The organism is Streptomyces vietnamensis (assembly GCF_000830005.1).
Classification (GTDB): Bacteria; Actinomycetota; Actinomycetes; order Streptomycetales; family Streptomycetaceae; genus Streptomyces; species Streptomyces vietnamensis.
On sequence record NZ_CP010407.1, the window covers coordinates 6,056,669 to 6,080,018 of the forward strand.

22 protein-coding genes are annotated in these 23,350 nt (G+C 70.8%); 13 read left to right on the forward strand and 9 right to left on the reverse strand.

What is annotated here, in order from left to right:
- Positions 1-128: 128 nt before the first annotated feature.
- From SVTN_RS27335 to SVTN_RS27350, 4 genes are all read left to right on the forward strand, one after another.
- On the forward strand, positions 129-1,565 hold the full coding sequence (locus SVTN_RS27335) for a gamma-aminobutyraldehyde dehydrogenase (protein WP_041131483.1): 1,437 nt from the start codon (positions 129-131) through the stop codon (positions 1,563-1,565).
- 143 nt (positions 1,566-1,708) lie between these two features.
- Positions 1,709-2,872 (forward strand): ABC transporter substrate-binding protein, encoded by a 1,164-nt coding sequence (locus SVTN_RS27340; RefSeq protein ID WP_041131484.1) that lies wholly within the window; start codon positions 1,709-1,711, stop codon positions 2,870-2,872.
- Positions 2,873-2,884: 12 nt separating this feature from the next.
- Positions 2,885-3,415, forward strand: coding sequence for an HXXEE domain-containing protein (locus SVTN_RS27345; protein WP_041131485.1), 531 nt, complete (start codon positions 2,885-2,887; stop codon positions 3,413-3,415).
- 63 nt (positions 3,416-3,478) lie between these two features.
- Entirely contained in the window at positions 3,479-4,000 is a 522-nt protein-coding gene (locus SVTN_RS27350; protein ID WP_041131486.1) for a hypothetical protein, read from the forward strand.
- Here SVTN_RS27350 and SVTN_RS27355 read toward each other — a convergent pair.
- The 6 genes from SVTN_RS27355 to SVTN_RS27380 all read right to left on the reverse strand — a co-directional run bounded on the left by SVTN_RS27355 (position 3,982) and on the right by SVTN_RS27380 (position 9,621).
- The gene (locus tag SVTN_RS27355) at positions 3,982-5,157 is read right to left on the reverse strand and encodes a serine hydrolase domain-containing protein (RefSeq protein ID WP_041131487.1); all 1,176 of its coding nucleotides are present in this window, start codon (positions 5,155-5,157) and stop codon (positions 3,982-3,984) included. The two genes, SVTN_RS27350 and SVTN_RS27355, sit on opposite strands and share 19 nt — an antisense overlap.
- A 96-nt stretch (positions 5,158-5,253) precedes the next feature.
- Positions 5,254-5,958: a response regulator gene (locus SVTN_RS27360; RefSeq protein ID WP_041131488.1), complete on the reverse strand. Its 705-nt coding sequence runs from the start codon at positions 5,956-5,958 to the stop codon at positions 5,254-5,256.
- Positions 5,955-7,073 (reverse strand): sensor histidine kinase, encoded by a 1,119-nt coding sequence (locus SVTN_RS27365; protein WP_041131489.1) that lies wholly within the window; start codon positions 7,071-7,073, stop codon positions 5,955-5,957. The genes SVTN_RS27360 and SVTN_RS27365 overlap by 4 nt, the downstream gene beginning before the upstream one ends.
- A 14-nt stretch (positions 7,074-7,087) precedes the next feature.
- On the reverse strand, positions 7,088-7,867 hold the full coding sequence (locus SVTN_RS27370; RefSeq protein ID WP_041131490.1) for an SAM-dependent methyltransferase: 780 nt from the start codon (positions 7,865-7,867) through the stop codon (positions 7,088-7,090).
- Positions 7,864-8,553, reverse strand: a complete 690-nt coding sequence (locus SVTN_RS27375) for a glycerophosphodiester phosphodiesterase (protein WP_041131491.1) — start codon at positions 8,551-8,553, stop codon at positions 7,864-7,866. The genes SVTN_RS27370 and SVTN_RS27375 overlap by 4 nt, the downstream gene beginning before the upstream one ends.
- 36 nt (positions 8,554-8,589) lie before the next feature.
- Positions 8,590-9,621 carry an adenosine deaminase gene (locus SVTN_RS27380; protein WP_041131492.1) on the reverse strand — a complete coding sequence of 344 codons (1,032 nt, stop codon included), beginning with the start codon at positions 9,619-9,621 and terminating at the stop codon, positions 8,590-8,592.
- A gap of 74 nt (positions 9,622-9,695) precedes the next feature.
- On the opposite strand from SVTN_RS27380, the gene SVTN_RS27385 reads away from it, so the two are divergent.
- On the forward strand, positions 9,696-10,397 hold the full coding sequence (locus tag SVTN_RS27385; RefSeq protein ID WP_041131493.1) for a DUF4190 domain-containing protein: 702 nt from the start codon (positions 9,696-9,698) through the stop codon (positions 10,395-10,397).
- 93 nt (positions 10,398-10,490) lie between these two features.
- On the opposite strand, the gene SVTN_RS27390 is transcribed toward SVTN_RS27385, so the two are convergent.
- Complete coding sequence (locus SVTN_RS27390) at positions 10,491-11,039, reverse strand: riboflavin biosynthesis intermediates N-glycosidase (protein WP_041131494.1); 549 nt, start codon at positions 11,037-11,039, stop codon at positions 10,491-10,493.
- Between the two features lie 175 nt (positions 11,040-11,214).
- Between SVTN_RS27390 and SVTN_RS27395 the strand changes: the two genes are divergently transcribed.
- The 8 genes from SVTN_RS27395 (at position 11,215) to SVTN_RS27430 (ending at position 20,938) form a co-directional block, all read left to right on the forward strand.
- Positions 11,215-12,729 (forward strand): gamma-aminobutyraldehyde dehydrogenase, encoded by a 1,515-nt coding sequence (locus SVTN_RS27395; protein WP_041131495.1) that lies wholly within the window; start codon positions 11,215-11,217, stop codon positions 12,727-12,729.
- 75 nt (positions 12,730-12,804) lie between these two features.
- Positions 12,805-14,052 carry an ABC transporter substrate-binding protein gene (locus SVTN_RS27400; protein ID WP_041131496.1) on the forward strand — a complete coding sequence of 416 codons (1,248 nt, stop codon included), beginning with the start codon at positions 12,805-12,807 and terminating at the stop codon, positions 14,050-14,052.
- Positions 14,053-14,095: 43 nt separating this feature from the next.
- Positions 14,096-15,244 carry an ABC transporter ATP-binding protein gene (locus tag SVTN_RS27405; protein WP_041131497.1) on the forward strand — a complete coding sequence of 383 codons (1,149 nt, stop codon included), beginning with the start codon at positions 14,096-14,098 and terminating at the stop codon, positions 15,242-15,244.
- On the forward strand, positions 15,241-16,170 hold the full coding sequence (locus SVTN_RS27410; protein WP_041131498.1) for an ABC transporter permease: 930 nt from the start codon (positions 15,241-15,243) through the stop codon (positions 16,168-16,170). The genes SVTN_RS27405 and SVTN_RS27410 overlap by 4 nt, the downstream gene beginning before the upstream one ends.
- Positions 16,170-16,964 carry an ABC transporter permease gene (locus SVTN_RS27415; RefSeq protein WP_041131499.1) on the forward strand — a complete coding sequence of 265 codons (795 nt, stop codon included), beginning with the start codon at positions 16,170-16,172 and terminating at the stop codon, positions 16,962-16,964. Before SVTN_RS27410 ends, SVTN_RS27415 begins: the two co-directional genes overlap by 1 nt.
- 37 nt (positions 16,965-17,001) lie before the next feature.
- On the forward strand, positions 17,002-18,420 hold the full coding sequence (locus SVTN_RS27420) for an NAD(P)/FAD-dependent oxidoreductase (RefSeq protein WP_041131500.1): 1,419 nt from the start codon (positions 17,002-17,004) through the stop codon (positions 18,418-18,420).
- 124 nt (positions 18,421-18,544) lie between these two features.
- Positions 18,545-19,018, forward strand: coding sequence for a hypothetical protein (locus SVTN_RS27425; protein WP_041131501.1), 474 nt, complete (start codon positions 18,545-18,547; stop codon positions 19,016-19,018).
- A 114-nt stretch (positions 19,019-19,132) separates the two neighbouring features.
- Positions 19,133-20,938, forward strand: a complete 1,806-nt coding sequence (locus SVTN_RS27430; RefSeq protein ID WP_041131502.1) for a chitinase — start codon at positions 19,133-19,135, stop codon at positions 20,936-20,938.
- Here SVTN_RS27430 and SVTN_RS27435 read toward each other — a convergent pair.
- Both SVTN_RS27435 and gabT read right to left on the reverse strand, forming a co-directional pair.
- The gene (locus SVTN_RS27435; RefSeq protein ID WP_078908802.1) at positions 20,904-21,638 is read right to left on the reverse strand and encodes a phosphatase PAP2 family protein; all 735 of its coding nucleotides are present in this window, start codon (positions 21,636-21,638) and stop codon (positions 20,904-20,906) included. The genes SVTN_RS27430 and SVTN_RS27435 overlap by 35 nt on opposite strands.
- A gap of 112 nt (positions 21,639-21,750) precedes the next feature.
- A complete protein-coding gene (gene gabT / locus SVTN_RS27440; protein ID WP_041131504.1) occupies positions 21,751-23,085 on the reverse strand; it encodes a 4-aminobutyrate--2-oxoglutarate transaminase in 1,335 nt (444 codons plus the stop codon).
- Positions 23,086-23,350 lie beyond the last annotated feature (265 nt).

Consider the following 23,350-nt stretch of genomic DNA (forward strand, 5'->3'; position numbering starts at 1 on the left):
TGAATCCGAAGTTGCGGGGGGTCGGGGCTGTTGAAAGCGTCTGTCGAGCGATTAGGCTGAGGTGTCTCGCCCAACCGGGACGCCGCACAAGGATGTGCGAAGACAGAACGTGACAGGAGGGGTGGCAAGTGACCACCGAGCTGCGCCGGCTGCGTAACTACATCAACGGGGAGTTCCGCGACGCGGCCGACGGCCGCACCATCGAGGTGGTCAACCCGGCCACCGGCGAGGTGTACGCCACCTCCCCGCTCTCCGGGCAGGCCGACGTCGACGCGGCCATGGAGGCCGCCGCGGCCGCCTTCCCCGCCTGGCGTGACAGCACGCCGTCCGAGCGCCAGAAGGTGCTCCTCAAGATCGCCGACGCCTTCGAGGAGAGGGCCGAGGAGCTCATCGCCGCCGAGGTCGAGAACACCGGCAAGCCGGTCGCCCTCACCGCGAGCGAGGAGATCCCGCCGATGGTGGACCAGATCCGCTTCTTCGCGGGTGCCGCCCGGATGCTCGAGGGCAAGTCCGCCGGCGAGTACATGGAGGGCATGACCTCCATCATCCGCCGCGAGCCGGTCGGCGTCTGCGCCCAGGTCGCGCCGTGGAACTACCCGATGATGATGGCCGTGTGGAAGTTCGCCCCGGCGCTCGCCGCGGGCAACACCGTCGTCCTCAAGCCCTCGGACACGACCCCCGCGTCGACCGTCCTGATGGCCGAGATCATCGGCCAGATCGTCCCCAAGGGCGTCTTCAACGTCGTCTGCGGCGACCGCGAGACGGGCAAGGCCATGGTCGAGCACCCGACCCCGGCGATGGCCTCCATCACCGGCTCGGTCCGCGCCGGCATGCAGGTCGCCGAGTCGGCGGCCAAGGACGTCAAGCGCGTCCACCTGGAGCTGGGCGGCAAGGCCCCGGTCGTCGTCTTCGAGGACACCGACATCGAGGCCGCCGTCGGCGACATCTCGGTCGCGGGCTTCTTCAACGCCGGCCAGGACTGTACGGCCGCGACCCGTGTCCTCGTGCACGAGTCCATCCACGACGAGTTCGTCGCCGCCCTCGCCAAGGCCGCCGCCGAGACGAAGACCGGCCAGCCGGACGACGAGGACGTGCTCTACGGCCCGCTCAACAACGCCAACCAGCTGAAGCAGGTCGCCGGCTTCATCGAGCGCCTCCCGGCCCACGCCAAGGTCGAGGCCGGCGGTCACCGCGTCGGCGACAAGGGCTACTTCTACGCCCCGACCGTCGTCTCCGGCCTCAAGCAGGACGACGAGATCGTCCAGAACGAGGTCTTCGGCCCGGTCATCACCGTCCAGTCCTTCACGGACGAGGCGCAGGCCCTGGAGTTCGCGAACGGCGTCGAGTACGCCCTCGCCTCCTCCGTCTGGACCAAGGACCACGCGCGCGCGATGCGCATGTCCAAGTCCCTCGACTTCGGCTGTGTGTGGATCAACACCCACATCCCGCTGGTCGCCGAGATGCCCCACGGCGGTTACAAGAAGTCCGGCTACGGCAAGGACCTCTCCTCCTACGGCTTCGAGGACTACACGCGCATCAAGCACGTCATGACCTCCCTGGGCTGAGCCCCGGCAGGACCCCGCGCGGCCCCGGCACCCTTGATCGACAGGGTGTCGGGGCCGTGCGCCGTCGCTCGACGGACCGTCCATTGCCGCAGGTGGTGGCGGGCCGGGATGCTGCTCGGGTGAGAGCGACAGCCAGGAAACACATGTCCCGCCGGTCCCTCCTCCGCGGCATCGGCGGTGCCGGGGCCGCGACCCTGCTCGCCGGGTGCGGGGTCCCCGCCGCCTACGTCGACGAGCGGGACCGGGCCGGCCGGGACCTCTCGGCGCGCGACCGGAGGCTCGAATTCGCCAACTGGCCGCTGTACATCGACACCGATGACGACGACACCTCGAAGCGGCCCACCCTGGACGCCTTCCGGAAGCGGACCGGGATCTCCGTCCGGTACACCGAGGAGATCAACGACAACGACGAGTTCTTCGGGAAGATCAGCCCGTCCCTGATGAACCACCAGGAGACCGGCCGCGATCTGATCGTCGTCAGCGACTGGATGGCCGCCCGCTTCGTCCGCCTCGGCTGGGTCCAGGAGATGGACCGCGCCGCCCAGCCGAACGTCGCGAAGAACCTCAACCCCCAGCTGCGCGAGCCCGCCTTCGACCCCGGCCGGCTGCACAGCGTGCCCTGGCAGTCCGGGATCACCGGCATCGCGTACAACCGCAAGAAGCTCGGCCGGGAACTGCGCTCCACCAAGGAGCTGTGGGCCGACGACCTGCGCGGCAAGGTCACCCTGCTCTCCGGCCTCGACGAGTCCATGGCGCTGCTCCTGATGGGCAACGGCGTCGACGTCGCCCAGTGGACCGGCGACGACTTCCACGCCCTGTGCGAGCAGATCGAGGGGCTCGTCCGGACCAAGCACATCCGGCGCTTCACCGGCAACGACTACATCAAGGACCTGTCCACCGGCGACGTCCTCGCCTGCCAGGCGTACTCCGGCGACGTCATCCAGCTCCAGGCCGACAACCCGGACATCGAGTTCGTCGTCCCCGAGGAGGGCGCCGAACTGTGGGCGGAGTCCCTCATGGTCCCCAACCTCGCCCAGCACAAGACCAACGCCGAGAAGCTCGTCGACTACTACTACGAGCCCGAGGTCGCCGCCGAACTCGCCGCCTGGGTCAACTACGTCTGCCCGGTGCCCGCCGCCCAGGCCGTCCTGGCGAACTCCGGCGACGAGGAGCTCGTCGCGCTCGCCGAGGACCCGCTGATCTTCCCGGACGCCGACATGCGGAGCCGGCTGGCCATCGCCCGGGACATCACCGCCGAGGAGCGCCAGGAGTTCGCGAAGAGGTGGAACTCGATCGTCGGGCTGTGAGTTGGGCGGAGCGTGACCACTTCGCATGTGAACCCCCTCGTCACCTACGGCCTGTTCCTCGCCTGGGCCGTGCACGACGCCGAGGAACTGGTGCGCGGGCCGCGCTGGATCCGGGAGAACCTGCCGGGGCTGCGCGAGCGCTTCCCCGGGGTGCCGGAGGCGGTGTGGCGGGCGATGGAGAAGGTCGACGAGCGCGAATTCGCCGCCGCCGTCGGGGTGATGGCGGTGATCGTCGCCTCGGCCGCCGCGGCGGGTGCCCGTTCCGGCGGCCGGTCCGCCTTCTACCAGGGCGCGTTGACCGGCTTCGGGCTGCACGGGCTCGTCCATCTCGCGCAGGCCGCCGCCGTACGGGACGCGACCCCCGGCGCGCCCACCTCGCCGCTCGTCGTCATCCCCTTCGCCCTGTGGGCCCGCGGCCGGCTGCGGAAGGCGGGGGTGCTGCTGCCGGTCCGGCCCGGGGGAGTGGTGGCGGGGCTCGCGGTGGCGGCGGGGGCGACGGTGGTCTCGCACGCCGTGGGGCGGAAGGTCGCCGCCCGCTTCTGAACGCGCTCAAAAACAGCCACCCCTCTTTTCTGAACACGTTCAAGAGGGGTGTACGTTGTCCCCATGAGCGACACGAACGGGCCGAGAGCCCTTCTCACGCACATCCGCGTCTGGCTGATCGTCTTCGTCGTCTGCCTGGTCCTGAGCGGGGCCACCGCCTTCCCGCTCGTCACCGAACTCCGGCTCCTCGACGCCTCCTTGGACGGCTGGGCGTCCCCCGTCGCCGACCTCTTCCCGGGACTCGCGGAGTGGATCGACCGCGTGGAGGGCGGCGTCCGCGCCGCCGACGAGCAGGCCCCGTACCTGCTCTACGGCACCGACTGGCTGGCCTTCGCCCACCTCGTCATCGCGGTCGCCTTCTACGGCCCGTACCGCGATCCGGTCCGCAACATCTGGGTCGTCGAGTTCGGCATGATCGCCTGCGCCGGTATAATCCCACTGGCCCTGATCTGCGGACCGATCCGGGACATCCCCTTCTGGTGGTCGGTCGTCGACATGTCCTTCGGCGTCATCGGCATCCTGCCGCTGCTCCACGTACGCCGGAAGATCAAGCAGCTGGAAGACGCTCACTCCGGCAGGCCGTAGGCCGCCACCATCAGGCGCAGGGCCGTCTTGTTCATGTCCTGGCCCTTCGCGTCGGTGGCGTTGACGCTGTAGACGAGGGTGCGGGCGCCGTCGCGGGTCGAGGCGATGGCCGTGTTGTAGCCCCAGCGGCCACCGGTCTTGCCCCACACCTCGCGGCCGCCGAGCTTCTTCATCGACAGGCCGACGGAGAACGCGGCCGGGTCGCCCGACGGGAAGTCGGGGACCTTCGGGAGCGTGAACATCTCCTCCAGGAGCGGACCGCGCACCACACGGCCCTTGAACAGGGCCTTCGTGAAGTGCTCCAGGTCGGCGGTGGTCGAGACGAGGTCCCCGGCGGCCCAGGCCTCCGACGTCCCCCACTCCGAGACGTCCCGCAGGCCCGTCGTGCCGTCGTCGAGCCCCATCGTCTGGTAGCCGTGGTTGTACGGTCCGGTGATCTCGGCCGCCCCGCGCGGGAAGTACGTGTTCCGCAGGCCGAGCGGCCGCAGGATCCGCCGCTCCACCTGGTGCTCGTACGAGTCGCCCGTGACCCGCTCCACGATCAGGCCGGCGATCGTGTACCCGATGTTCAGGTAGTGCTGCTTCGTGCCCGGCGCGAACTCGCGCGGCTGCGCCGTCGCCGAGCGGACCAGCTCCTCCGGGGTGTGGACGTCGAAACGGTTCGCGTACCACTCCTCGACCGTCTCCCCGGGCATGTCCGCGGCCGGGATGCCGTGGGTGTGGTTCAGGAGCTGCCGCACGGTCACCGTGGCGTACCGGCCGGGGATCAGGTCCGGGAGGTACGAGCGGGCCGTCCGGTCCAGGTCGATCCGGCCCTCGGCGGCGAGCTGGAGGACGGTCGCCGCCGTGAACACCTTCGTCACCGAACCGGCCCGGAAGCGGGCGGCCGGGTCCGCCGGGGCGTTCGTCTCCAGGTCGTGCACGCCGGCGCTGCCCTGCCAGGAGCCCTCGCTGCCGCCGACCCGGACGAGCGCGGCCGTCGCGTCGGCCCGGGGGAGTCCTGCGATCACCGCGCTCAGGTCGGGGCTCGACGCCTGGGTCGCCGACCGGGCCGCCGTCGGGGGAGTGTCGGCGAAGGCGGGGGTGAGCGCCGGGCCGGCCGCCACGCCCAGGACCAGGGCGGCGGCGAGCAGGGTGCGGGCGGTGGTCTTCCTCATGGTCAACTCCGTTGGTGTGAGCCGTTGTTCTCGATTGCTCCATCCTGCTGACCTGCGGCGATCCACGGATCGCCCGCACCGGCGGTCTTCGGCGGGTCAGTTCCTCCCCGGCGCGGGGGAGGAAGCCGGCCCCGCGCCTCCCCCGGGCGGGGGAGAGCCCGCCGCGACCAGGCCCGTCTCGTACGCGCAGATCACCGCCTGGATCCGGTCCCGCAGCCCCAGCTTGGCCAGCACGTTCCCCACGTGCGTCTTCACCGTGTGGTCGCTGACCACCAGCTCCGCCGCGATCTCCGCGTTCGACAGGCCCCGGGCGAGCAGCAGCAGCGTCTCGCGCTCCCGGCCGGTGAGGACGTCGAGGCGCGGGTCGGTCCTGCGCGGGCCGCCCGCCGTGTACTGCTCCACCAGCCGCCGCGCCACGGACGGCGCGAGCAGCGAGTCGCCCGCCGCCACCACCCGTACCGCGTGCACCAGGTCGTCCCGCCGCACGTCCTTGAGGAGGAAGCCGCTCGCGCCCGCGTGCAGCGCCTCGTACACGTACGCGTCGGTGTCGAAGGTCGTCAGCATCACCGTCCGGCAGCCGGACTCCGCGCTGATCGCCCGGCAGGCCTCGATGCCGTCCGTCCGGGGCATCCGGATGTCAAGGAGTGCCACGTCCGGCGCGAGCCGGCGCACCGCCTCGACGGCCTCCGTCCCGTCCCCGGCCTCCGCCACCACCTCGATGTCCGGCTGCGCGTCCAGGATCATCGCGAAGCCGCTGCGGACCAGTTCCTGGTCGTCCGCGACCACCACCCGGATCGTCATCCCTCTCCCTCCCGTACGGGCAGCAGGACCCGCACCTCGAAACCCCGGCCGCCCGGGCCGGCGCCCGTCTCCGCCGTCCCGCCGTGCGCGGCGGCCCGCTCCCGGACGCCCACCAGACCGTGCCCGCCCGGGCCGCCCTGCGGGCCGCGTCCGTCGTCGGTCACCGTGACCCGCAGGACGCCGTCGGCGTGGGCGAGCCGGACGTCGACCGTGCGGGCCCGCGCGTGCTTCACCACGTTCGTCAGCGCCTCCTGCACGATCCGGTAGACGCTCGCGCCGGTCGCCGCGGGCAGCGCCCGTACCCCGCCCTCCGTCGCGTACCCGACGGTCAGACCGCCGGCCCGCACCCGGTCCAGGAGTGCGGGGAGGTCCGCGAGGTCCGGCTGCGGCTCCCGCGGGGCCGCCGTCTCACCGCCCTCGCGAAGGAGCCCCAGCATCTGCCGCAGCTGGACCATCGCCTCACGGCCCGTCTCCGAGATCGCCTCGAACGCCGCCTCCGCACGCTCGGGCGCCGCCCGTACCGCGACCGGGCCCGCCTCCGCCTGCACGACCATCAGGCTCACCGCGTGCGACAGGATGTCGTGCATCTCCCGGGCGATCCTGGCCCGTTCGCGAGTCGCCGCCTGCTCGGCCTCCACCCGCTGGGCCCGCTGCCGGGCGTCCGTGAGCCGCCCGAAGACATAGGCGGCGCCGAACACGAAGAGGGAGAAGGTCAGTTCGCGCGCCGACTGGGTGTTGAGCCACACCGAGGCCGGCACCGCGACCACCAGGAGCCCCGCCGTCACGATCCGCTGCCACGGCGGTGCGAGCACCGCGATCGTGTAGACGCTCACCAGACCCGTGTACGGCAGCGGCTGCCCCGGCCCCTCGACGGCCAGCTTGTACAGGGCGCTCGTCGCCAGGATCGCGAGCAGCACCGCCATCGGCGCGCGCCGCCGCCACACCAGCGGCACCACGGTGAGCGTCGTCAGACCGTACGCCGGCCAGGTCGCCGGTTCGAGCTCGGGCCCGCGCGGCACCACGAACGGCATCGTCATCGCCGCCTGCACGACGAGGGCGAGGCCGATGTCCACCGCCCACGGATGGGCGGCCCCCCAGGTGCGCAGCTCCCGCATCCCCCGTATGCCCATTACGGCTTGCGGCCCACCGCGCCGAACTGTGCCACCACGGCACCCTCCTCGGAGCGCCAGCGCGCGCAGGAGACGATGCCCGGATCGAGCAGGTCGAGGCCGTCGAAGAAGGAGGCGAACTCCTCCCGGGTGCGGGCGGTGATCGGCGGGGTCGCGTTCTCGTTCCAGAAGTCCATCGCGGCCTTGTTGCCCTCGCCGCCGAGCTCCGGCTCCAGCGTCGGATGGGTCAGCACCAGGTGGCTGCCCGGGGGGACGGCGGCCATCAGGGTCCGCACGACCGACCGGGCCTCGTCCGTGTCCAGGACGAAGTTGAGGAGGCCGAGCATTATCACCGCGACCGGCCGGGAGAGGTCGAGCGTCTCGGCGGCCGCCGCCACGATCTTCTCCGGGTCGTGGGCGTCGGCGTCCACGTACTCCGTGACCCCCTCCGGCGCGCTCGTCAGGAGCGCACGCGCGTGCGTGAGGACGATCGGGTCGTTGTCGACGTAGACGATCCGGGCGTCGGGGGCGATCCGCTGCGCCACCTCGTGGGTGTTGTCGGCGGTCGGCAGGCCCGTACCGATGTCCAGGAACTGGCGGACGCCCGCCTCGGCGGCCAGGTGCGTCACCGCCCGCCCGAGGAACGCCCGGTCCGCGCGTGCCACTTCGCCGATGCTCGGGTAGAAGCCGGTGACCTGGTCGCCGACCGCGCGGTCCACCGGATAGTTGTCCTTGCCGCCCAGCCAGTAGTTCCACACCCGGGCGTTGTGGGCGATGTCGGTGCGGATCCGGTCGTTCATTCGCGAGCCTTTCGCAGCACGGCGGCAAGTGCGTCGACCCGGTTCGTGGTGATCGAGTCGACCCCGTTCTTGATCAGCTTACGCATGGTGTGCTTCGTGTCCGCCGTCCAGGCCGAGACGAGCAGTCCGTCCCGGTGGATGCGCTCGGTCAGCTCCCGACTCACCAGGCCGAAACGGTAGTTGAGGAACTTCGGCCGCACGGCGTCGAGGAGGACGCGCCGGGGCGGGGCGAGGGAGGTCCACGTGAGGGCGATCTCGGCGGCCGGGTCGGCGGCCCGCACCTGGAGCATCGCCACGGCGCCCGCGCAGTAGGAGACGCGCTCCCCGGCACCGCACTCGCGGACCGTACGGACGATCGCGCGGACCGAGTCCTCGTTCCCGCCCGGCAGGTCCAGCATCAGCGGGTGGTCCCCGGCGGCGATCAGCGCCTCCCGCAGGGTCGGCACCCCGTCGAAGGTGAGCTCGCGCAGCAGCTCGTGCGAGAGGCCGGAGAGCGGCCGGTCGTGGCCCCACAGGCGCTTCAGGGTGTCGTCGTGGAGGAGGACGGGCACCCCGTCCGCCGTCAGCCGGACGTCGATCTCGACCGCGTCCGCCCCCCGCTCGATCGCCGAGGCGATCGAGGGGAGCGTGTTCTCACGGACGCGGTACGGGTCGCCGCGATGGGCTACGACAGTCACAGGGCGCATGGCCCCATTCTCGTCGGCACCGGCTTCCCGGTGGCGTCAGCGCGCCAGCCAGTCGTTCGTGTACGTGTCGATCTCGGCGGCGATCCTGGCCTTGCCGGCCGCGTCGAGGAAGGAGGCCTCCACCGCGTTCTTGGCGAGGGCGGCGACACCGCGCTCGTCGAGACCCAGGAGACGCGCGGCGACGGCGTACTCGTTGTTGAGGTCCGTGCCGAACATCGGCGGGTCGTCGCTGTTGATCGTGACGAGGACCCCGGCGTCGACCATCTGCCGGATCGGGTGCTCCTCCAGGGTGGCGACGGCCCGGGTCGCGATGTTCGACGTCGGGCAGACCTCCAGGGCGATCCGGTGCTCGGCGAGGTACGCGAGGAGCTCGGGGTCCTGGACGGAACTGGTGCCGTGGCCGATGCGCTCGGCGCCCAGCTCGCGGATCGCGTCCCAGACGGTCTCCGGGCCGGTCGTCTCGCCCGCGTGCGGGACCGAGTGCAGGCCGGCCGCGCGGGCCTGGTCGAAGTACGGCTTGAACTGCGGGCGCGGCACGCCGATCTCCGGGCCGCCGAGGCCGAAGGAGACCAGGCCCTCCGGGCGCAGCCCGTCGGTGGTCGCGAGCCGCGCGGTCTCCTCGGCGGAGACGAGGCCGGCCTCGCCCGGGATGTCGAAGCACCAGCGCAGGATCGTGCCGAACTCGGCCTCGGCCGCCTTGCGGGCGTCCTCGATCGCCGCCATGAAGGCGCGCTCGTCGATGCCGCGACGGGTGGAGGAGTAGGGGGTGATGGTCAGCTCGGCGTAACGGATGTTCTGCCGGGCCATGTCCCGGGCGACCTCGAAGGTCAGCAGCCGGACGTCCTCGGGGGTGCGGACCAGGTCGACGACCGACAGGTAGACGTCGATGAAGTGCGCGAAGTCCGTGAACGTGAAGTAGTCGGTGAGCGCCTCCGGGTCCGTGGGGACCTTGGAGTCCGGGTGCCGGGCCGCGAGCTCGGCCACGATCCGGGGAGAGGCGGAGCCCACGTGGTGGACGTGCAGTTCGGCCTTGGGGAGCCCCGCGATGAAGGGGTGGAGATCGGTCATCCGGTCATCGTAGGCCGGGCGATTCCCCCGCAGGGCGAGGCCTTAGCATGGCGTGACCATGATGGGGGAGGCCCATGTCTGACAATCGAGACCAGCAGCCGGGCGGGTACGACCCGACGGACCCGTGGGCTCCGCCGAACCGCGACGGGGTGGAACTGAGCAAGCCGGCGACGCCGTCGCCCTCGCCGGTGCACGACCAGCCGACCATGACGTCCTTCCCGGCCGCGCCGGGAGCCCCGGGTACTCCGGGCGCTCCGGGTGCTCCGGGGAGCGACGTCCCGCCACCGCCGGTCGCCCCCGGCGGCCCGGCGACCACGCCCGGGTACGGCTACCCGACGGCCGCACCGCCGGCCGGCGCCTACGGCTACCCGCCGGCGTCGCCGACGCCCCCGGCCACCTCGGGGTACGGCTACCCCGGGTACCCCGGATACGGCGTGCTCGGCGGGCAGCCGCAGAACAACGGGATGGGCACGGCGTCGATGGTGCTGGGCATCCTCGCCGTCGCGCTCGCCTTCTGTTCGTACGGCATCCTCGGCCTGATCCTGGGCGGGATCGCACTGGCCCTCGGGATCGTGGGCCGCAAGCGGCACCTGCGGGGCGAGGCGAGCAACCGGGGGCAGGCCATCGCCGGCATCACCCTCGGGTCCATCGGCATCGCCCTCGGCATCGCGGGCATCGCGCTCATCGCTTTCCTCGTCACGCACGCGGACGAGTGGAGCAAGACGGGCGAGGACCCCTGGGGTGTGAGCGAGACGTCCTTCAGCGCCCCTCGCTGAGCGCCACAGGACGTCGAAGGGCCCCGCACCTCCCCCCGAGGAGGTGCGGGGCCCTTCGCGCGCTCACGCGCAACGTGTTCACGCGGAACGTGCTCACGCCGCCCGCAGCCGCTCCCGCGCCTCCATCAGGGCGAAGCCCAGCAGGTTGAGGCCGCGCCAGCGGGCCGGGTCGTGGGCGCGGGGGTCGTCGGCGGCGAGCCCGATGCCCCAGACGCGGTCCAGCGGGCTGGCCTCCACCAGGACGCGCTCGCCCGTGCCCACGAGGTACGCGCGCAGGGCCTCGTCCGAGGAGAACTTGTGGACGCTGCCCTCGACGACGATCCCGAAGCGCTCCCGCTCCCAGACCGCGTCGTCGAAGCCGCGTACGAGCCGGCCCGCCTTCTTGGCCTCCGCGGGGGTACGGGCGGTCAGCGCGGCCCGCTCGGCGTCGGCGTCCTGGAAGAGGCGGGCCTTGGCGGCCATCATCCAGTGCTCGGCGGTCGCGTAGGCCGCTCCGTCGACCGTGAAGGGCGCCGGCCACCACTGGCTGAGACAGCTCGCCGACAGGCGTCCGTCGGGGTGCGGACGGTGCCCCCAGAAATGCAGCCACTTCACTCGGTCACCCCTGGTGACCTGCTGCGTCAGCTCTTCGATCTTGGTCATACATGCGAGTCTGGCAGCCACCACAGACATTCCGTACGGAGATTTTCCGGCCGCCTCGACACATGGTCGACCGATTCCGTCGCGTAACCAAAAGGCAACAACGGAATCACTTGTTGGACTACTGCCCCCATGTCAGGATCGGCACTCAAATCGAGCTGGGACAACGGAGAGCGTCATGACCAACCGCTTCCAGGTGACCGACCGCTTCGCGGACGGCGCGCAGTACATCGGCGGAAGGCTCCGTGCCGGAACCTCGGGTCAGGAACACAGCGTGATCGACCCGGCGACGGGCGAGAGCGTCTACACCTACAGGCTCGCCTCCACCGCCGACGTGGACGAGGCCGTGGCCGCCGCCAAGGCCGCCTTCCCCGGCTGGGCGGGCGCCACCCCCGGCGAGCGCTCCGACGCGCTGCACCGCCTCGCCGGCGTGCTGTCCGACTGGGCCGAGGACATCGCCAAGGTGGAGTCCCTCCAGTGCGGCAAGCCGCTCAAGCTCACCACCGAGTTCGACGTGCCGGGCACGATCGACAACACGGCCTTCTTCGCGGGGGCCGCCCGCCACCTCCAGGGCCAGTCGGCCGCCGAGTACACCGGCGACCACACCTCGTACATCCGGCGCGAGCCGATCGGCGTCGTCGGCTCCATCGCCCCCTGGAACTATCCGCTCCAGATGGCCGCCTGGAAGATCCTCCCGGCGATCGCCGCCGGCAACACGATCGTCCTGAAGCCCGCCGAGCTGACCCCGCTGACCTCGCTGATGTTCGCGCAGGCGGCGAAGGAGGCCGGCATCCCCGACGGCGTCATCAACATCGTCAGCGGCTCCGGCCGGATCGTCGGCGAGCACCTCGTCGGCCACCCGGACGTCGTCATGACCTCCTTCACCGGCTCCACCCCGGTCGGCAAGCGGGTCGCCGAGGTCGCCACCGCCACCGTGAAGCGGCTCCACCTCGAACTCGGCGGCAAGGCCCCGTTCCTCGTCTTCGACGACGCCGACCTGGAGGCCGCCGCCCAGGGCGCCGTCGCCGCCTCCCTCATCAACAGCGGCCAGGACTGCACCGCCGCCACGCGCGCGTACGTCCAGCGCCCGCTCTTCGACGCCTTCGTCGCCCGGGTCGCCGAGCTCATGGAGAGCGTCCGCGTCGGCGATCCCTTCGCGCCCGGCACCGACCTCGGACCGCTCGTCAGCCACCGCCACCGCGACAGCGTCGCCGGCTTCGTCGAGCGCGCCCGCGACTACGCCACCGTCGTCACCGGAGGCGAAGCCCCTGGTGGAGAGCTCAAGAACGGCGCATACTACCGTCCCACCCTGATCATCGGCGCCGCGCAGGACAGCGAGGTCGTGCAGTCGGAGATCTTCGGTCCGGTCCTGGTGGCCCTGCCCTTCGACGGCGACGACGAGGGCATCCGGCTCGCCAACGACACCCCTTACGGCCTCGCCGCCTCCGCGTGGAGCCGTGACGTCTACCGGGCCAACCGCGCCACGCGGGAGATCAAGGCGGGATGTGTGTGGGTCAACGACCACATCCCGATCATCAGCGAGATGCCCCACGGCGGCACCAAGGCATCCGGTTACGGAAAGGACATGTCGGCCTACTCCTTCGAGGAGTACACGCAGGTCAAGCACGTGATGTTCGACAACACCGCGGTCGCCGCGAAGGATTGGCACCGCACGATCTTCGGGGACCGATAAGTATCCGACATGCGGCTACCGCCGCGTGGTTCGCCGCCCGACCAGCGGCCCACCCATCCCGAAAGGGCACAGCGCATGGAGCAGTACGAGCCCGAGAGCCTGTCGGCCGCGCAGCTGGCGGCGATACGGCGCAGCATGACGAGCGGCCGGGGCGCGCTCAGCCGCCGTTCGATGCTGCGCGCGGGCGGCGTCGGCGCGCTCACGGTCGGCGGTCTCGCCGGCCTGAGCGCCTGTGGCATCCCGCCGGCCAAGCGGGAGGGGCAGGGCCCCGCGTCCACCGACTTCTCGGCCAAGGAGAAGACCGTCGCCTTCTCCAACTGGACCGAGTACATGGACGTCAGCGAGGACGAGAAGTCCCGCCCGACCCTGGAGGCGTTCGCCAAACGCACCGGGATCAAGGTCAAGTACACCGAGGACATCAACGACAACGTCGAGTTCTTCGGCAAGATCAAGCCGCAGCTCGCGGCCGGCCAGGACACCGGCCGCGACCTGATCTGCGTCACCGACTGGCTCGCCGCCCGCATCATCCGGCTCGGCTGGGCCCAGAAGCTCGACCCGGCCAACCTGCCCAACGCGTACGCGAACCTGTCCGCCCAGTTCCGCCGCCCCGACTGGGACCCGGGCCGCTCGTACTCGTACCCCTGGACGGGCATCTCCACCGTCATCGCCTACAACGTCAAGGCGACCGGCGGCAAGAAGGTCGACTCGGTCAGCCAGCTCCTCGACGACCCCTCGCTCAAGGGCCGCGTCGGCTTCCTCACGGAGATGCGCGACTCCATAGGCATGACCCTGCTCGACCTGGGCAAGGACCCGGGGAAGTTCACGGACGCCGACTTCGACGCGGCGATCGGGCGCCTCCAGAAGGGCGTCGACAAGAAGCAGATCCGCCGCTTCACCGGCAACGACTACACCTCCGACCTGGACAAGGGCGACATCGCGGCCTGCCTCGCCTGGGCCGGCGACATCATCCAGCTCCAGGCGGACAACCCGGACATCAGGTACGCCATCCCGTCCGCCGGTTACATCACCTCCAGCGACAACCTGCTCGTCCCCGCACAGGCCCGGCACAAGACGAACGCCGAGAAGCTCATCGACTACTACTACGAGCTCCCCGTCGCCGCCCAGCTCGCCGCGTACATCAACTACGTCTGCCCCGTCGACGGGGTGAAGGACGAGCTCACCAAGATCGACCCCGAGCTCGCCAACAACACGCTGATCCTCCCGGACAAGGCCATGGCCAAGAAGTCCCACGCCTTCCGCTCGCTCAGCAGCGCGGAGGAGACGGCGTACGAGGAGAAGTTCGCCAAGCTCATCGGCGCCTGAGTCCGGCCTCGTCCACCTCTCTCACTCCCTGGGACCGCAACCCATGACTGACAACACCACCGGCGGCGACGTCCGTCTCACCGGGATCAGCAAGTCGTACGGCTCGTTCCACGCCGTCCACCCGCTCGACCTGACCGTCCCGCAGGGCTCCTTCTTCGCCCTGCTCGGCGCCTCCGGCTGCGGCAAGACCACCACGCTGCGCATGATCGCCGGCCTGGAGGACCCGACCACCGGCACCGTCTTCCTCGGCGACAGGGACGTCACCGACCTCCCGCCGTACAAGCGGCCGGTCAACACCGTCTTCCAGTCCTACGCGCTCTTCCCGCACATGGACATCTCCGAGAACATCGCCTTCGGCCTGCGCCGCCGGGGCATCAAGTCGGTGAAGAAGCAGGTCGACGAGATGATCGACCTCGTCCAGCTGGGCGAGCACGCCCACAAGAAGCCGCACCAGCTCTCCGGCGGCCAGCAGCAGCGCGTCGCCGTCGCCCGCGCGCTCATCAACCACCCGCAGGTGCTGCTCCTCGACGAGCCGCTCGGCGCCCTCGACCTCAAGCTGCGCCGCCAGATGCAGCTGGAGCTCAAGCGGATCCAGACCGAGGTCGGCATCACCTTCGTGCACGTCACCCACGACCAGGAGGAGGCCATGACGATGGCCGACCAGGTCGCGGTGATGAACGGCGGCCGGGTCGAGCAGCTCGGCGCCCCCGCCGACCTGTACGAGAACCCGCGGACCACCTTCGTCGCCAACTTCCTCGGCACCTCGAACCTGATCGAGGCCGAGGTCCTGGAGACCGGCGGCGACGTTCTGGCCACGGCCGGCGGCAGCAAGCTCCGAGTGCCCGGCGACCGCTGTACGGACGCCGTCCGCGTGGGCGGCAAGGTGCTCGTCGGCGTCCGCCCCGAGAAGATCTCGCTCGCGCACGCCGACGACGCGGGCTCGATCGCGGACGGACGCAACCGGGTGACCGGCCGGATCGTCGACTCCTCCTTCATCGGCGTCTCCACCCAGTACGTGGTGAACTCGCCGGCGGGCGCGGAGCTCCAGGTGTACGAGCAGAACATCGAGCGGGACGCGCGGCTCCGCCCGGGCGCCGAGGTCGTCCTGCACTGGAACCCGGCCCACACCTTCGGTCTCGACGCGGCGCAGGACATCGACGCGGGCGTGGAGACGGTGGAGGACGCCTCGTGACCGCGACCCTCACGAAGGAGGCTCCGGGGTCGGTCGAAGAACCGGTTCTGCGCAAGCCCTCCACCCGCAAGCGGCTCGTCCCGTACTGGCTGCTGCTGCCCGGCATCATCTGGCTGCTCGTCTTCTTCGCGCTGCCGATGGTCTACCAGGCCTCGACCTCGGTGCAGACCGGCTCCCTGGAGAAGGGCTTCGAGGTCACCTGGCACTTCCAGACCTACTGGGACGCCTTCCAGGAGTACTGGCCGCAGTTCGTCCGCTCCCTGCTGTACGCCGGGACCGCGACCCTGCTCTGCCTGCTGCTCGGCTACCCGCTCGCGTACCTGATCGCCTTCAAGGCCGGCCGCTGGCGGAACCTGCTCCTCGTCCTCGTCATCGCGCCGTTCTTCACCAGCTTCCTCATCCGCACGCTCGCGTGGAAGACGATCCTGGCCGACGACAGCGTGGTGGTGCAGGCGCTGGACACCCTGCACTTCCTGGACGTCACCAACTGGCTCGGCTGGACCGAGGGCAACCGCGTCCTCGCCACCCCGATGGCCGTGGTCTGCGGCCTCACGTACAACTTCCTGCCCTTCATGATCCTGCCCCTCTACACCTCCCTGGAGCGGATCGACGGCCGGCTGCACGAGGCCGCGCAGGACCTGTACGCCTCCCCGGCGACCACCTTCCGCAAGGTGACCTTCCCGCTGTCGATGCCCGGCGTCGTCTCCGGCACCCTGCTCACCTTCATCCCGGCGAGCGGCGACTACGTCAACGCCGAACTGCTCGGCTCGACCGACACCAAGATGGTCGGCAACGTCATCCAGTCGCAGTTCCTGCGGGTCCTCGACTATCCGACGGCGGCCGCGCTCTCCTTCATCCTCATGGCGATCGTGCTCGGCATGGTCACGGTCTACATCCGCAAGGCGGGAACGGAGGACCTGGTCTGATGCGCTGGATCCGCAAGAACCTGGTCGTCATCGCGGGCCTGCTGACGCTCGCGTACATGATCCTGCCGAACCTCGTGGTGATGGCGTTCTCCTTCAACAAGCCGAAGGGACGCTTCAACTACTCCTGGCAGGAGTTCTCGCTCGACGCCTGGAAGGACCCCTGCGGCGTCGCCGACATGTGCGAGTCGCTCTCGCTCTCGCTCCAGCTCGCCGCCTGGGCGACGCTCGGCGCCGTCCTCCTCGGCACGATGATCGCCTTCGCGCTCGTCCGCTACCGCTTCCGGGCGCGCGGCGCGATCAACTCGCTGATCTTCCTGCCGATGGCGATGCCCGAGGTCGTCATGGCCGCCTCGCTGCTCACGCTCTTCCTCAACATGGGCATCGAGCTGGGCTTCTGGACGGTCCTGATCGCCCACATCATGTTCTGTCTGTCGTTCGTCGTGACGGCGGTCAAGGCCCGGGTCATGTCCATGGACCCGCGCCTGGAGGAGGCCGCGCGCGACCTCTACGCGGGACCGACGCAGACCTTCCTGCGCGTGACCCTGCCGATCGCCGCGCCCGGCATCGCCGCCGGCGCGCTGCTCGCCTTCGCGCTGTCGTTCGACGACTTCATCATCACCAACTTCAACGCGGGCTCCACCGTCACCTTCCCCATGTTCGTCTGGGGCTCGGCGCAGCGCGGAACCCCCGTTCAGATCAACGTCATCGGCACCGCGATGTTCGTCCTCGCGGTACTGATGGTCGCAGCCGGGCAGATCATCACGAACCGGCGCAAGAAAACAGCAACAGCCTGAGCGAAAGACGTCTCAGGCACCGAAGGAGTTGGAAACCATGGCCCCAGTCGCCATGCGTCTCGCTGCACAATCTCTCTCCGACGCCCAGCCCGTCCCCTTCTGGCTGGAAGACCCCGGCAAGCCCGGAGCCCTGCCCGCCCTCACCGGCACCGAGAAGTGCGATCTCCTCGTGGTCGGCGGCGGATACAGCGGACTGTGGACCGCGCTCCTCGCCAAGGAGCGCGACCCCTCCCGGGATGTCGTACTGATCGAAGGCCGCGAGGTGGGCTGGGCCGCCTCGGGCCGCAACGGAGGCTTCTGCGCGGCCTCCCTCACCCACGGCTTCGGCAACGGGCTCGCCCGCTGGCCGGGCGAGCTGCCGAAGCTGGAGCGGCTGGGCGAGCGCAACCTCGACGCCATCGAGGAGACCGTCGCCCGCTACGGCCTCGACTGCGAGTTCGAGCGCACCGGCGAGATCGACGTCGCCACCGAGCCGTACCAGGTCGAGGAACTGACCGAGGTGTACGAGGAGCTCGACCGGCTCGGACTCGCGGACGGCGTCGAATTCCTCGACCGGGACGCCGTACGGGCCGAGGTCGACTCCCCGACCTTCCTCGGCGGCATGTGGGACAAGCGCGGCGTCGCCATGCTCCACCCGGCCAAGCTGGCCTGGGGCCTCAAGCGGGCCTGCCTCGACCTGGGCGTACGGATCTACGAGAACACCCCCGGCCTCCGGCTGGTCTCGGTGGGCGCCGGGATGGGCGTCCACACCCCGTACGGCAAGGTGCTCGCCCGCCGGGTCGCGCTCGGCACCAACGTCTTCCCGTCGCTGGTCAAGCGCGTCCGTCCGTACACCGTCCCGGTGTACGACTACGCCCTGATGACCGAGCCGCTCAGCCCCGAGCAGCTCGCCTCGATCGGCTGGAAGAACCGGCAGGGCCTCGGCGACTCCGCGAACCAGTTCCACTACTTCCGGATCACCGCGGACCACCGCATCCTCTGGGGCGGCTACGACGCGATCTACCGCTACGGCGGCAAGGTGCAGGCGGAGATGGACCACCGCCCGGAGACCTACCTCAAGCTCGCCGAGCACTTCTTCCGCTGCTTCCCGCAGCTGGAGGGGCTCCGCTTCAGCCACGCCTGGGGCGGCGCGATCGACACCTGCTCGCGCTTCTCGGCCTTCTTCGGCACGGCGTACCAGGGGAAGGTGGCGTACGCGGCCGGGTTCACCGGCCTCGGCGTCGGCGCCACCCGCTTCGGCGGGGACGTGATGCTCGACCTGCTCGCGGGGGAGCGCACCGAGCGCACGGAGCTCGACATGGTCCGCTCCAAGCCGCTGCCGTTCCCGCCCGAGCCGGTCGCCTGGGCCGGCATCGGCATCACCAAGTGGTCGCTCGCCCGCGCCGACGAGAACGGCGGGCGGCGCAACCTGTGGCTGAAGGCCATGGACCGCCTGGGTCTCGGCTTCGACAGCTGAGGCTCGCCTGTGACCCACGTCACAATCAACCGGTAGTCGAAACCGCGTAAGAGAAGCCCCCGTACCCGCTCTCTCCGTGTGGACACCGCGCTCGCGGCATCCGCACGGAGAGGAGATCGTCGCGATGACTGGTACGGGGGCTTCCGGCGCCAAGGCCGCGGTCGAATGGCTGGCCTCGGTCGCACCGGATCCCGAGGCCTGCCGGTGGGAGTGGGAGCGCAACCCCCATGGGGTCGCGCTGCTGCCCGCCGGCAGGCGCTGGGACGTGCTGATCCTGCCGGGGGAGCTCGGCTATCCCACGCTCGACGTGCTGACCCGGCTCGTGGACCGGCCGGGCCCGGTCCTGGCCGACTTCGGCGAGGCCCGGATGGGCTTCTTCGTCCCACCGGGAACCGCCGCCCGCTGGCTCGGCACCGGGGTGCGCGGCGCGGGCACCGGCACCTGGATCGTCGTCCCGTACCCGGGGCGGGTGACCGGCGCGGCGCGCTGGCTGGTGGCGCCGGACGGCCTGGGCACCCTCACCGACGCCTCGCTCCTGGAACTGGCGATGCACGAGGCGGCGGGCCAACTGGCCAGGGGGGAAGGGGAATCCGACTAGGGATCCGGGCCGCACGGAGGTCCTGGCCGACCGTACAGAGGTCTTGACCACTCGATTGGTCTGGACCATGCTGTGGCGCGCTCCACCTCGATTCCCCCCACCCCGGAGGCAGTTGTGGACCGCACCAGACCCCTCACCCTGCTGTTGGCGGGCGCCCTCGCCGCCGGCGGGCTCCTCGCACTCACCCCCGCCGCGGCCAGGGCCGCCGACACCGAACTCGCCCGCAACGGCGGCTTCGAGGCCGGCCTCGACGGCTGGACCTGCACGGCGGGCAGCGGCGCCGTCGTCCCGTCACCCGTGCACGGCGGGACGAAGGCGCTCCAGGCCACCCCGGCAGGCAGCGACAACGCCCAGTGCTCCCAGACCGTGACGGTCAAGCCCAACTCCACCTACACGCTGAGCGGCTGGGTGCGCGGCAGCTACGTCTACCTCGGCGCCTCCGGCACCGGCACCACCGACGTCTCCACCTGGACGGCCTCCGCCCCCGACTGGCAGAAGCTCGGCACCACCTTCACCACCGGCGCCTCGACCACCTCGGTCACGATCTACACCCACGGCTGGTACGGCACGCCCGCCTACCAGGCCGACGACCTCTCCCTGTACGGCCCCGGCGGCGACCCGGTCCAGACGCCGGCCACCCCCACCGGCCTCACGGCCGGCTCCCCGACCTCCACCTCCGTGCCGCTGACCTGGTCGGCGGTCCCCGGCGCCACCTCCTACAAGGTCTACCGCGGCGGCGCCCTCGTCGCGACCGTCACCGGCACCTCGTACACCGCCACCGGGCTCGCGCCCAGCACCTCGTACGGCTTCCAGGTCTCGGCGGCGAACAGCGCGGGCGAGTCGGCGAAGTCGGCCGCCGTGAGCGCGACCACGACCTCCGGCGGCGGAGGCGGGGGCGGCGGCCTGCCCGCGCACGCCCTCGTCGGCTACCTCCACGCGAGCTTCGCCAACGGCTCCGGCTACACCCGCATGGCCGACGTCCCCGACTCCTGGGACGTCATCGACCTGGCCTTCGGCGAACCGACCTCGGTGACCTCGGGAGACATCCGCTTCACCCTCTGCCCCGCCACGGAATGCCCGAACGTCGAGTCCCCCGCCGACTTCAAGGCGGCGATCAAGGCCAAGCAGGCCGCCGGCAAGAAGGTCCTCATCTCCATCGGCGGCCAGAACGGCCAGGTGCAGCTCGCCACCACCGCGGCCCGCGACACCTTCGTCTCCTCCGTCTCGAAGATCATCGACGAGTACGGACTCGACGGCCTGGACATCGACTTCGAGGGCCACTCCCTGTCACTCCAGACCGGCGACACGGACTTCCGCAACCCGACCACCCCGGTCATCGTCAACCTGATCTCCGCGGTGAAGACCCTGAAGGCCAAGTACGGCCCGAACTTCGTCCTGACGATGGCCCCGGAGACCTTCTTCGTCCAGCTCGGCCACCAGTACTACGGCTCAGGCCCCTGGGGCGGCCAGGACCCGCGCGCCGGCGCCTACCTGCCGGTCATCCACGCCCTGCGCGACGACCTGACCCTGCTCCACGTCCAGGACTACAACTCGGGCTCCATCATGGGCCTCGACAACCAGTACCACTCGATGGGCGGCGCAGACTTCCACATCGCGATGACCGACATGCTCCTCACCGGCTTCCCGGTCGCCGGCAACACGGACCGCTTCTTCCCGGCCCTCCGCCCCGACCAGATCGCCATCGGCCTCCCCGCCTCCACCCAGGCGGGCAACGGCCACACCACCCCGACCGAGGTGAACAAGGCCCTGGACTGCCTGACGAAGAAGCAGAACTGCGGCACCTACACGACCCACGGCACCTGGCCGGCCCTGCGCGGCCTGATGACCTGGTCGATCAACTGGGACCGCTACAACCAGGGGGAGTTCAGCCGGAACTTCGACGCGTACACGTGGAACTGACCGCCAGGGTCAGAAAACTCAGGCAGAGACTGGCGAACACGTCCAGCGGCCAGTGGAAGCCCCGCAGGATCAGCCCGGCCCCCGTCACCGCCGTCAGCACGGCGGCGACGGGGATCAGGCGGTTCGAGACGAGGAAGGCCGCGCCGAAGTAGGCGACGGCGGCGGTGGCCGTGTGGCCCGAGGGGAAGTAGCCCTGGGCCCAGGGTTCCAGGGGGCCGGGGCGGGCCGTCCACTCCTTCAGGGGGACCACCAGGAGGGGGACGGCGGCCATGGCGAGGCCCGCGTACAGGGCGGGGAGCCGTCGGCCTCGCCACACCGCGTACGCCATCGCGCAGGCGAGGACCGGGAGGGCGACCGTCATGTTGCCGAGGTCGGAGGCGAGTTCGCTCAGGGGCCGGGGGACCGTGTCCACCAGGGACCGGGACACCCGCTCGTCGAGCCTGGCCAAGGGGCCGTGGACGAGCACCTGCCAGGTCACGACGGCGAGGGCGACGAGCGCCGAGAAGAGAGCCGGCCGCCCTGGAACAGGGGGGGTGGTTCCGGGGCGGCCGAGGGGATCGGGCTGCCGCGCGCCCCGGGGGGTATGGGGCGGGCGGCCATCCGATCGGTGAGGAGTTCCGGGGCACGAGGCCCCGGTGGTGTGCACGAAGGCACGGTGTGGGCGGGGCTGGGGAGGCTCCGCCCGGGGTGTTTCTCTCATCTGCAGAAACCGTACGTCACGGAACGGGGGGCCGACAGCGGGAAACGCATCCCGCCATCGGCCCCCCACAGAGTCTTCACACCGTGTGCCGGATCGGCCCTCGGACGGTCACTCAGATGGACGCGAGCGCGGCCTCGATGACGTCCAGACCCTCGTTGAGCAGGTCCTCGCCGATGACCAGCGGCGGCAGGAAGCGCAGCACGTTGCCGTAGGTGCCGCAGGTCAGGACGAGCACGCCCTCGTTGTGGCAGTACTTGGCGAGCGCGGCGGCGGCCTCCGGCGCCGGCTCCTTCGTCGCCGGGTCCTTCACCAGCTCGATGGCGATCATGGCGCCGCGGCCACGGATGTCACCGATGACCGGGAACTTCTCCTGCATGGCGGTGAGGCGGCCCTTCATGACCTCCTCGATGCGCTTGGCCTTGCCGTTGAGGTCGAGCTCCTTCATCGTCTCGATGGAGCCGAGCGCACCGGCGCACGCGACCGGGTTGCCGCCGTAGGTGCCGCCCAGACCGCCGCCGTGGACGGAGTCCATGATCTCGGCGCGGCCGGTGACGGCGGCGAGCGGCAGACCGCCCGCGATGCCCTTGGCGGTGGTGATGAGGTCCGGGACGATGCCCTCGTCCTCGCAGGCGAACCACTGGCCGGTACGGCAGAAGCCGGCCTGGATCTCGTCCGCGACGAAGACGATGCCGTTGTCGTTGGCGAACTTCACGATCGCCGGCAGGAAGCCCTTGGCCGGCTCGATGAAGCCGCCCTCGCCGAGGACCGGCTCGATGACGATCGCGGCGACGTTCTCGGCGCCGATCTGCTTGGTGATGTTGTCGATCGCCTGGGCGGCGGCCTCCGGGCCGCAGTTCTCCGCGCCGGTGGGCCAGCGGTAGCCGTAGGCGACCGGCACGCGGTAGACCTCGGGCGCGAACGGGCCGAAGCCCTGCTTGTACGGCATGTTCTTCGCCGTCATGCCCATGGTGAGGTTGGTACGGCCGTGGTAGCCGTGGTCGAAGACGACGACGGCCTGGCGCTTGGTGTACGAGCGGGCGATCTTCACCGCGTTCTCGACGGCCTCGGCGCCCGAGTTGAACAGCGCGGACTTCTTGGCGTGGTCGCCCGGGGTCAGCTCGGCGAGGGCCTCGCAGACCTCGACGTAGCCCTCGTACGGCGTGACCATGAAACAGGTGTGGGTGAAGTCCTGCAGCTGCGCGGAGGCGCGGCGCACGACGGCCTCGGCGGAGGCGCCGACCGAGGTCACGGCGATGCCGGAGCCGAAGTCGATCAGACGGTTGCCGTCGACGTCCTCGATGATGCCGCCGCCGGCCCGCGCGGTGAAGACGGGCAGCGTGGAGCCGACGCCACCGGCGACCGTGTCGAGACGGCGGGCCTGAAGCTCCTGCGACTTCGGACCGGGGATGGCGGTGACGACGCGCCGCTCCTGCGGGACAGCGTTCATGCGGGGCTCCTGGGGGTGTTCTGGACGCACTTGCGGGTTTCCTCCGCAGGCTAGGCGCGGGGGAGGGGGTCGGGCATGCGCCGATCGGGAGTGGTGGCGGGTGTGTCGTTGTCCGGGATGGACATGGCGGCTCCGCTTCCGCGGCGCGGGAGGGGAACGGGGGCCGCCGGTTCCGCGGCGCGGGAGGGGCACGGCGGCCGCCGGTTCCGCGGCGCGGGCGCGTTCCGGACGAGTGGGGAGACCCTCGACCGTACGGGTGGTCGAA

Bases quoted from the DNA above. Each gene is read 5' to 3' on its own strand.
- SVTN_RS27395 (WP_041131495.1), top strand. From the start codon at position 11,215: ATGACCAACCGCTTCCAGGTGACCGACCGCTTCGCGGACGGCGCGCAG.
- SVTN_RS27350 (WP_041131486.1), top strand. From the start codon at position 3,479: ATGAGCGACACGAACGGGCCGAGAGCCCTTCTCACGCACATCCGCGTC.
- SVTN_RS27360 (WP_041131488.1), bottom strand. From the start codon at position 5,958: ATGACGATCCGGGTGGTGGTCGCGGACGACCAGGAACTGGTCCGCAGC.
- SVTN_RS27340 (WP_041131484.1), top strand. From the start codon at position 1,709: ATGTCCCGCCGGTCCCTCCTCCGCGGCATCGGCGGTGCCGGGGCCGCG.
- SVTN_RS27365 (WP_041131489.1), bottom strand. From the start codon at position 7,073: ATGCGGGAGCTGCGCACCTGGGGGGCCGCCCATCCGTGGGCGGTGGAC.
- SVTN_RS27370 (WP_041131490.1), bottom strand. From the start codon at position 7,867: ATGAACGACCGGATCCGCACCGACATCGCCCACAACGCCCGGGTGTGG.
- SVTN_RS27420 (WP_041131500.1), top strand. From the start codon at position 17,002: ATGGCCCCAGTCGCCATGCGTCTCGCTGCACAATCTCTCTCCGACGCC.
- SVTN_RS27375 (WP_041131491.1), bottom strand. From the start codon at position 8,553: ATGCGCCCTGTGACTGTCGTAGCCCATCGCGGCGACCCGTACCGCGTC.
- SVTN_RS27435 (WP_078908802.1), bottom strand. From the start codon at position 21,638: ATGAGAGAAACACCCCGGGCGGAGCCTCCCCAGCCCCGCCCACACCGT.
- SVTN_RS27400 (WP_041131496.1), top strand. From the start codon at position 12,805: ATGGAGCAGTACGAGCCCGAGAGCCTGTCGGCCGCGCAGCTGGCGGCG.
- SVTN_RS27405 (WP_041131497.1), top strand. From the start codon at position 14,096: ATGACTGACAACACCACCGGCGGCGACGTCCGTCTCACCGGGATCAGC.
- SVTN_RS27415 (WP_041131499.1), top strand. From the start codon at position 16,170: ATGCGCTGGATCCGCAAGAACCTGGTCGTCATCGCGGGCCTGCTGACG.
- SVTN_RS27390 (WP_041131494.1), bottom strand. From the start codon at position 11,039: ATGACCAAGATCGAAGAGCTGACGCAGCAGGTCACCAGGGGTGACCGA.
- SVTN_RS27385 (WP_041131493.1), top strand. From the start codon at position 9,696: ATGTCTGACAATCGAGACCAGCAGCCGGGCGGGTACGACCCGACGGAC.
- SVTN_RS27425 (WP_041131501.1), top strand. From the start codon at position 18,545: ATGACTGGTACGGGGGCTTCCGGCGCCAAGGCCGCGGTCGAATGGCTG.
- SVTN_RS27380 (WP_041131492.1), bottom strand. From the start codon at position 9,621: ATGACCGATCTCCACCCCTTCATCGCGGGGCTCCCCAAGGCCGAACTG.
- SVTN_RS27355 (WP_041131487.1), bottom strand. From the start codon at position 5,157: ATGAGGAAGACCACCGCCCGCACCCTGCTCGCCGCCGCCCTGGTCCTG.
- gabT (WP_041131504.1), bottom strand. From the start codon at position 23,085: ATGAACGCTGTCCCGCAGGAGCGGCGCGTCGTCACCGCCATCCCCGGT.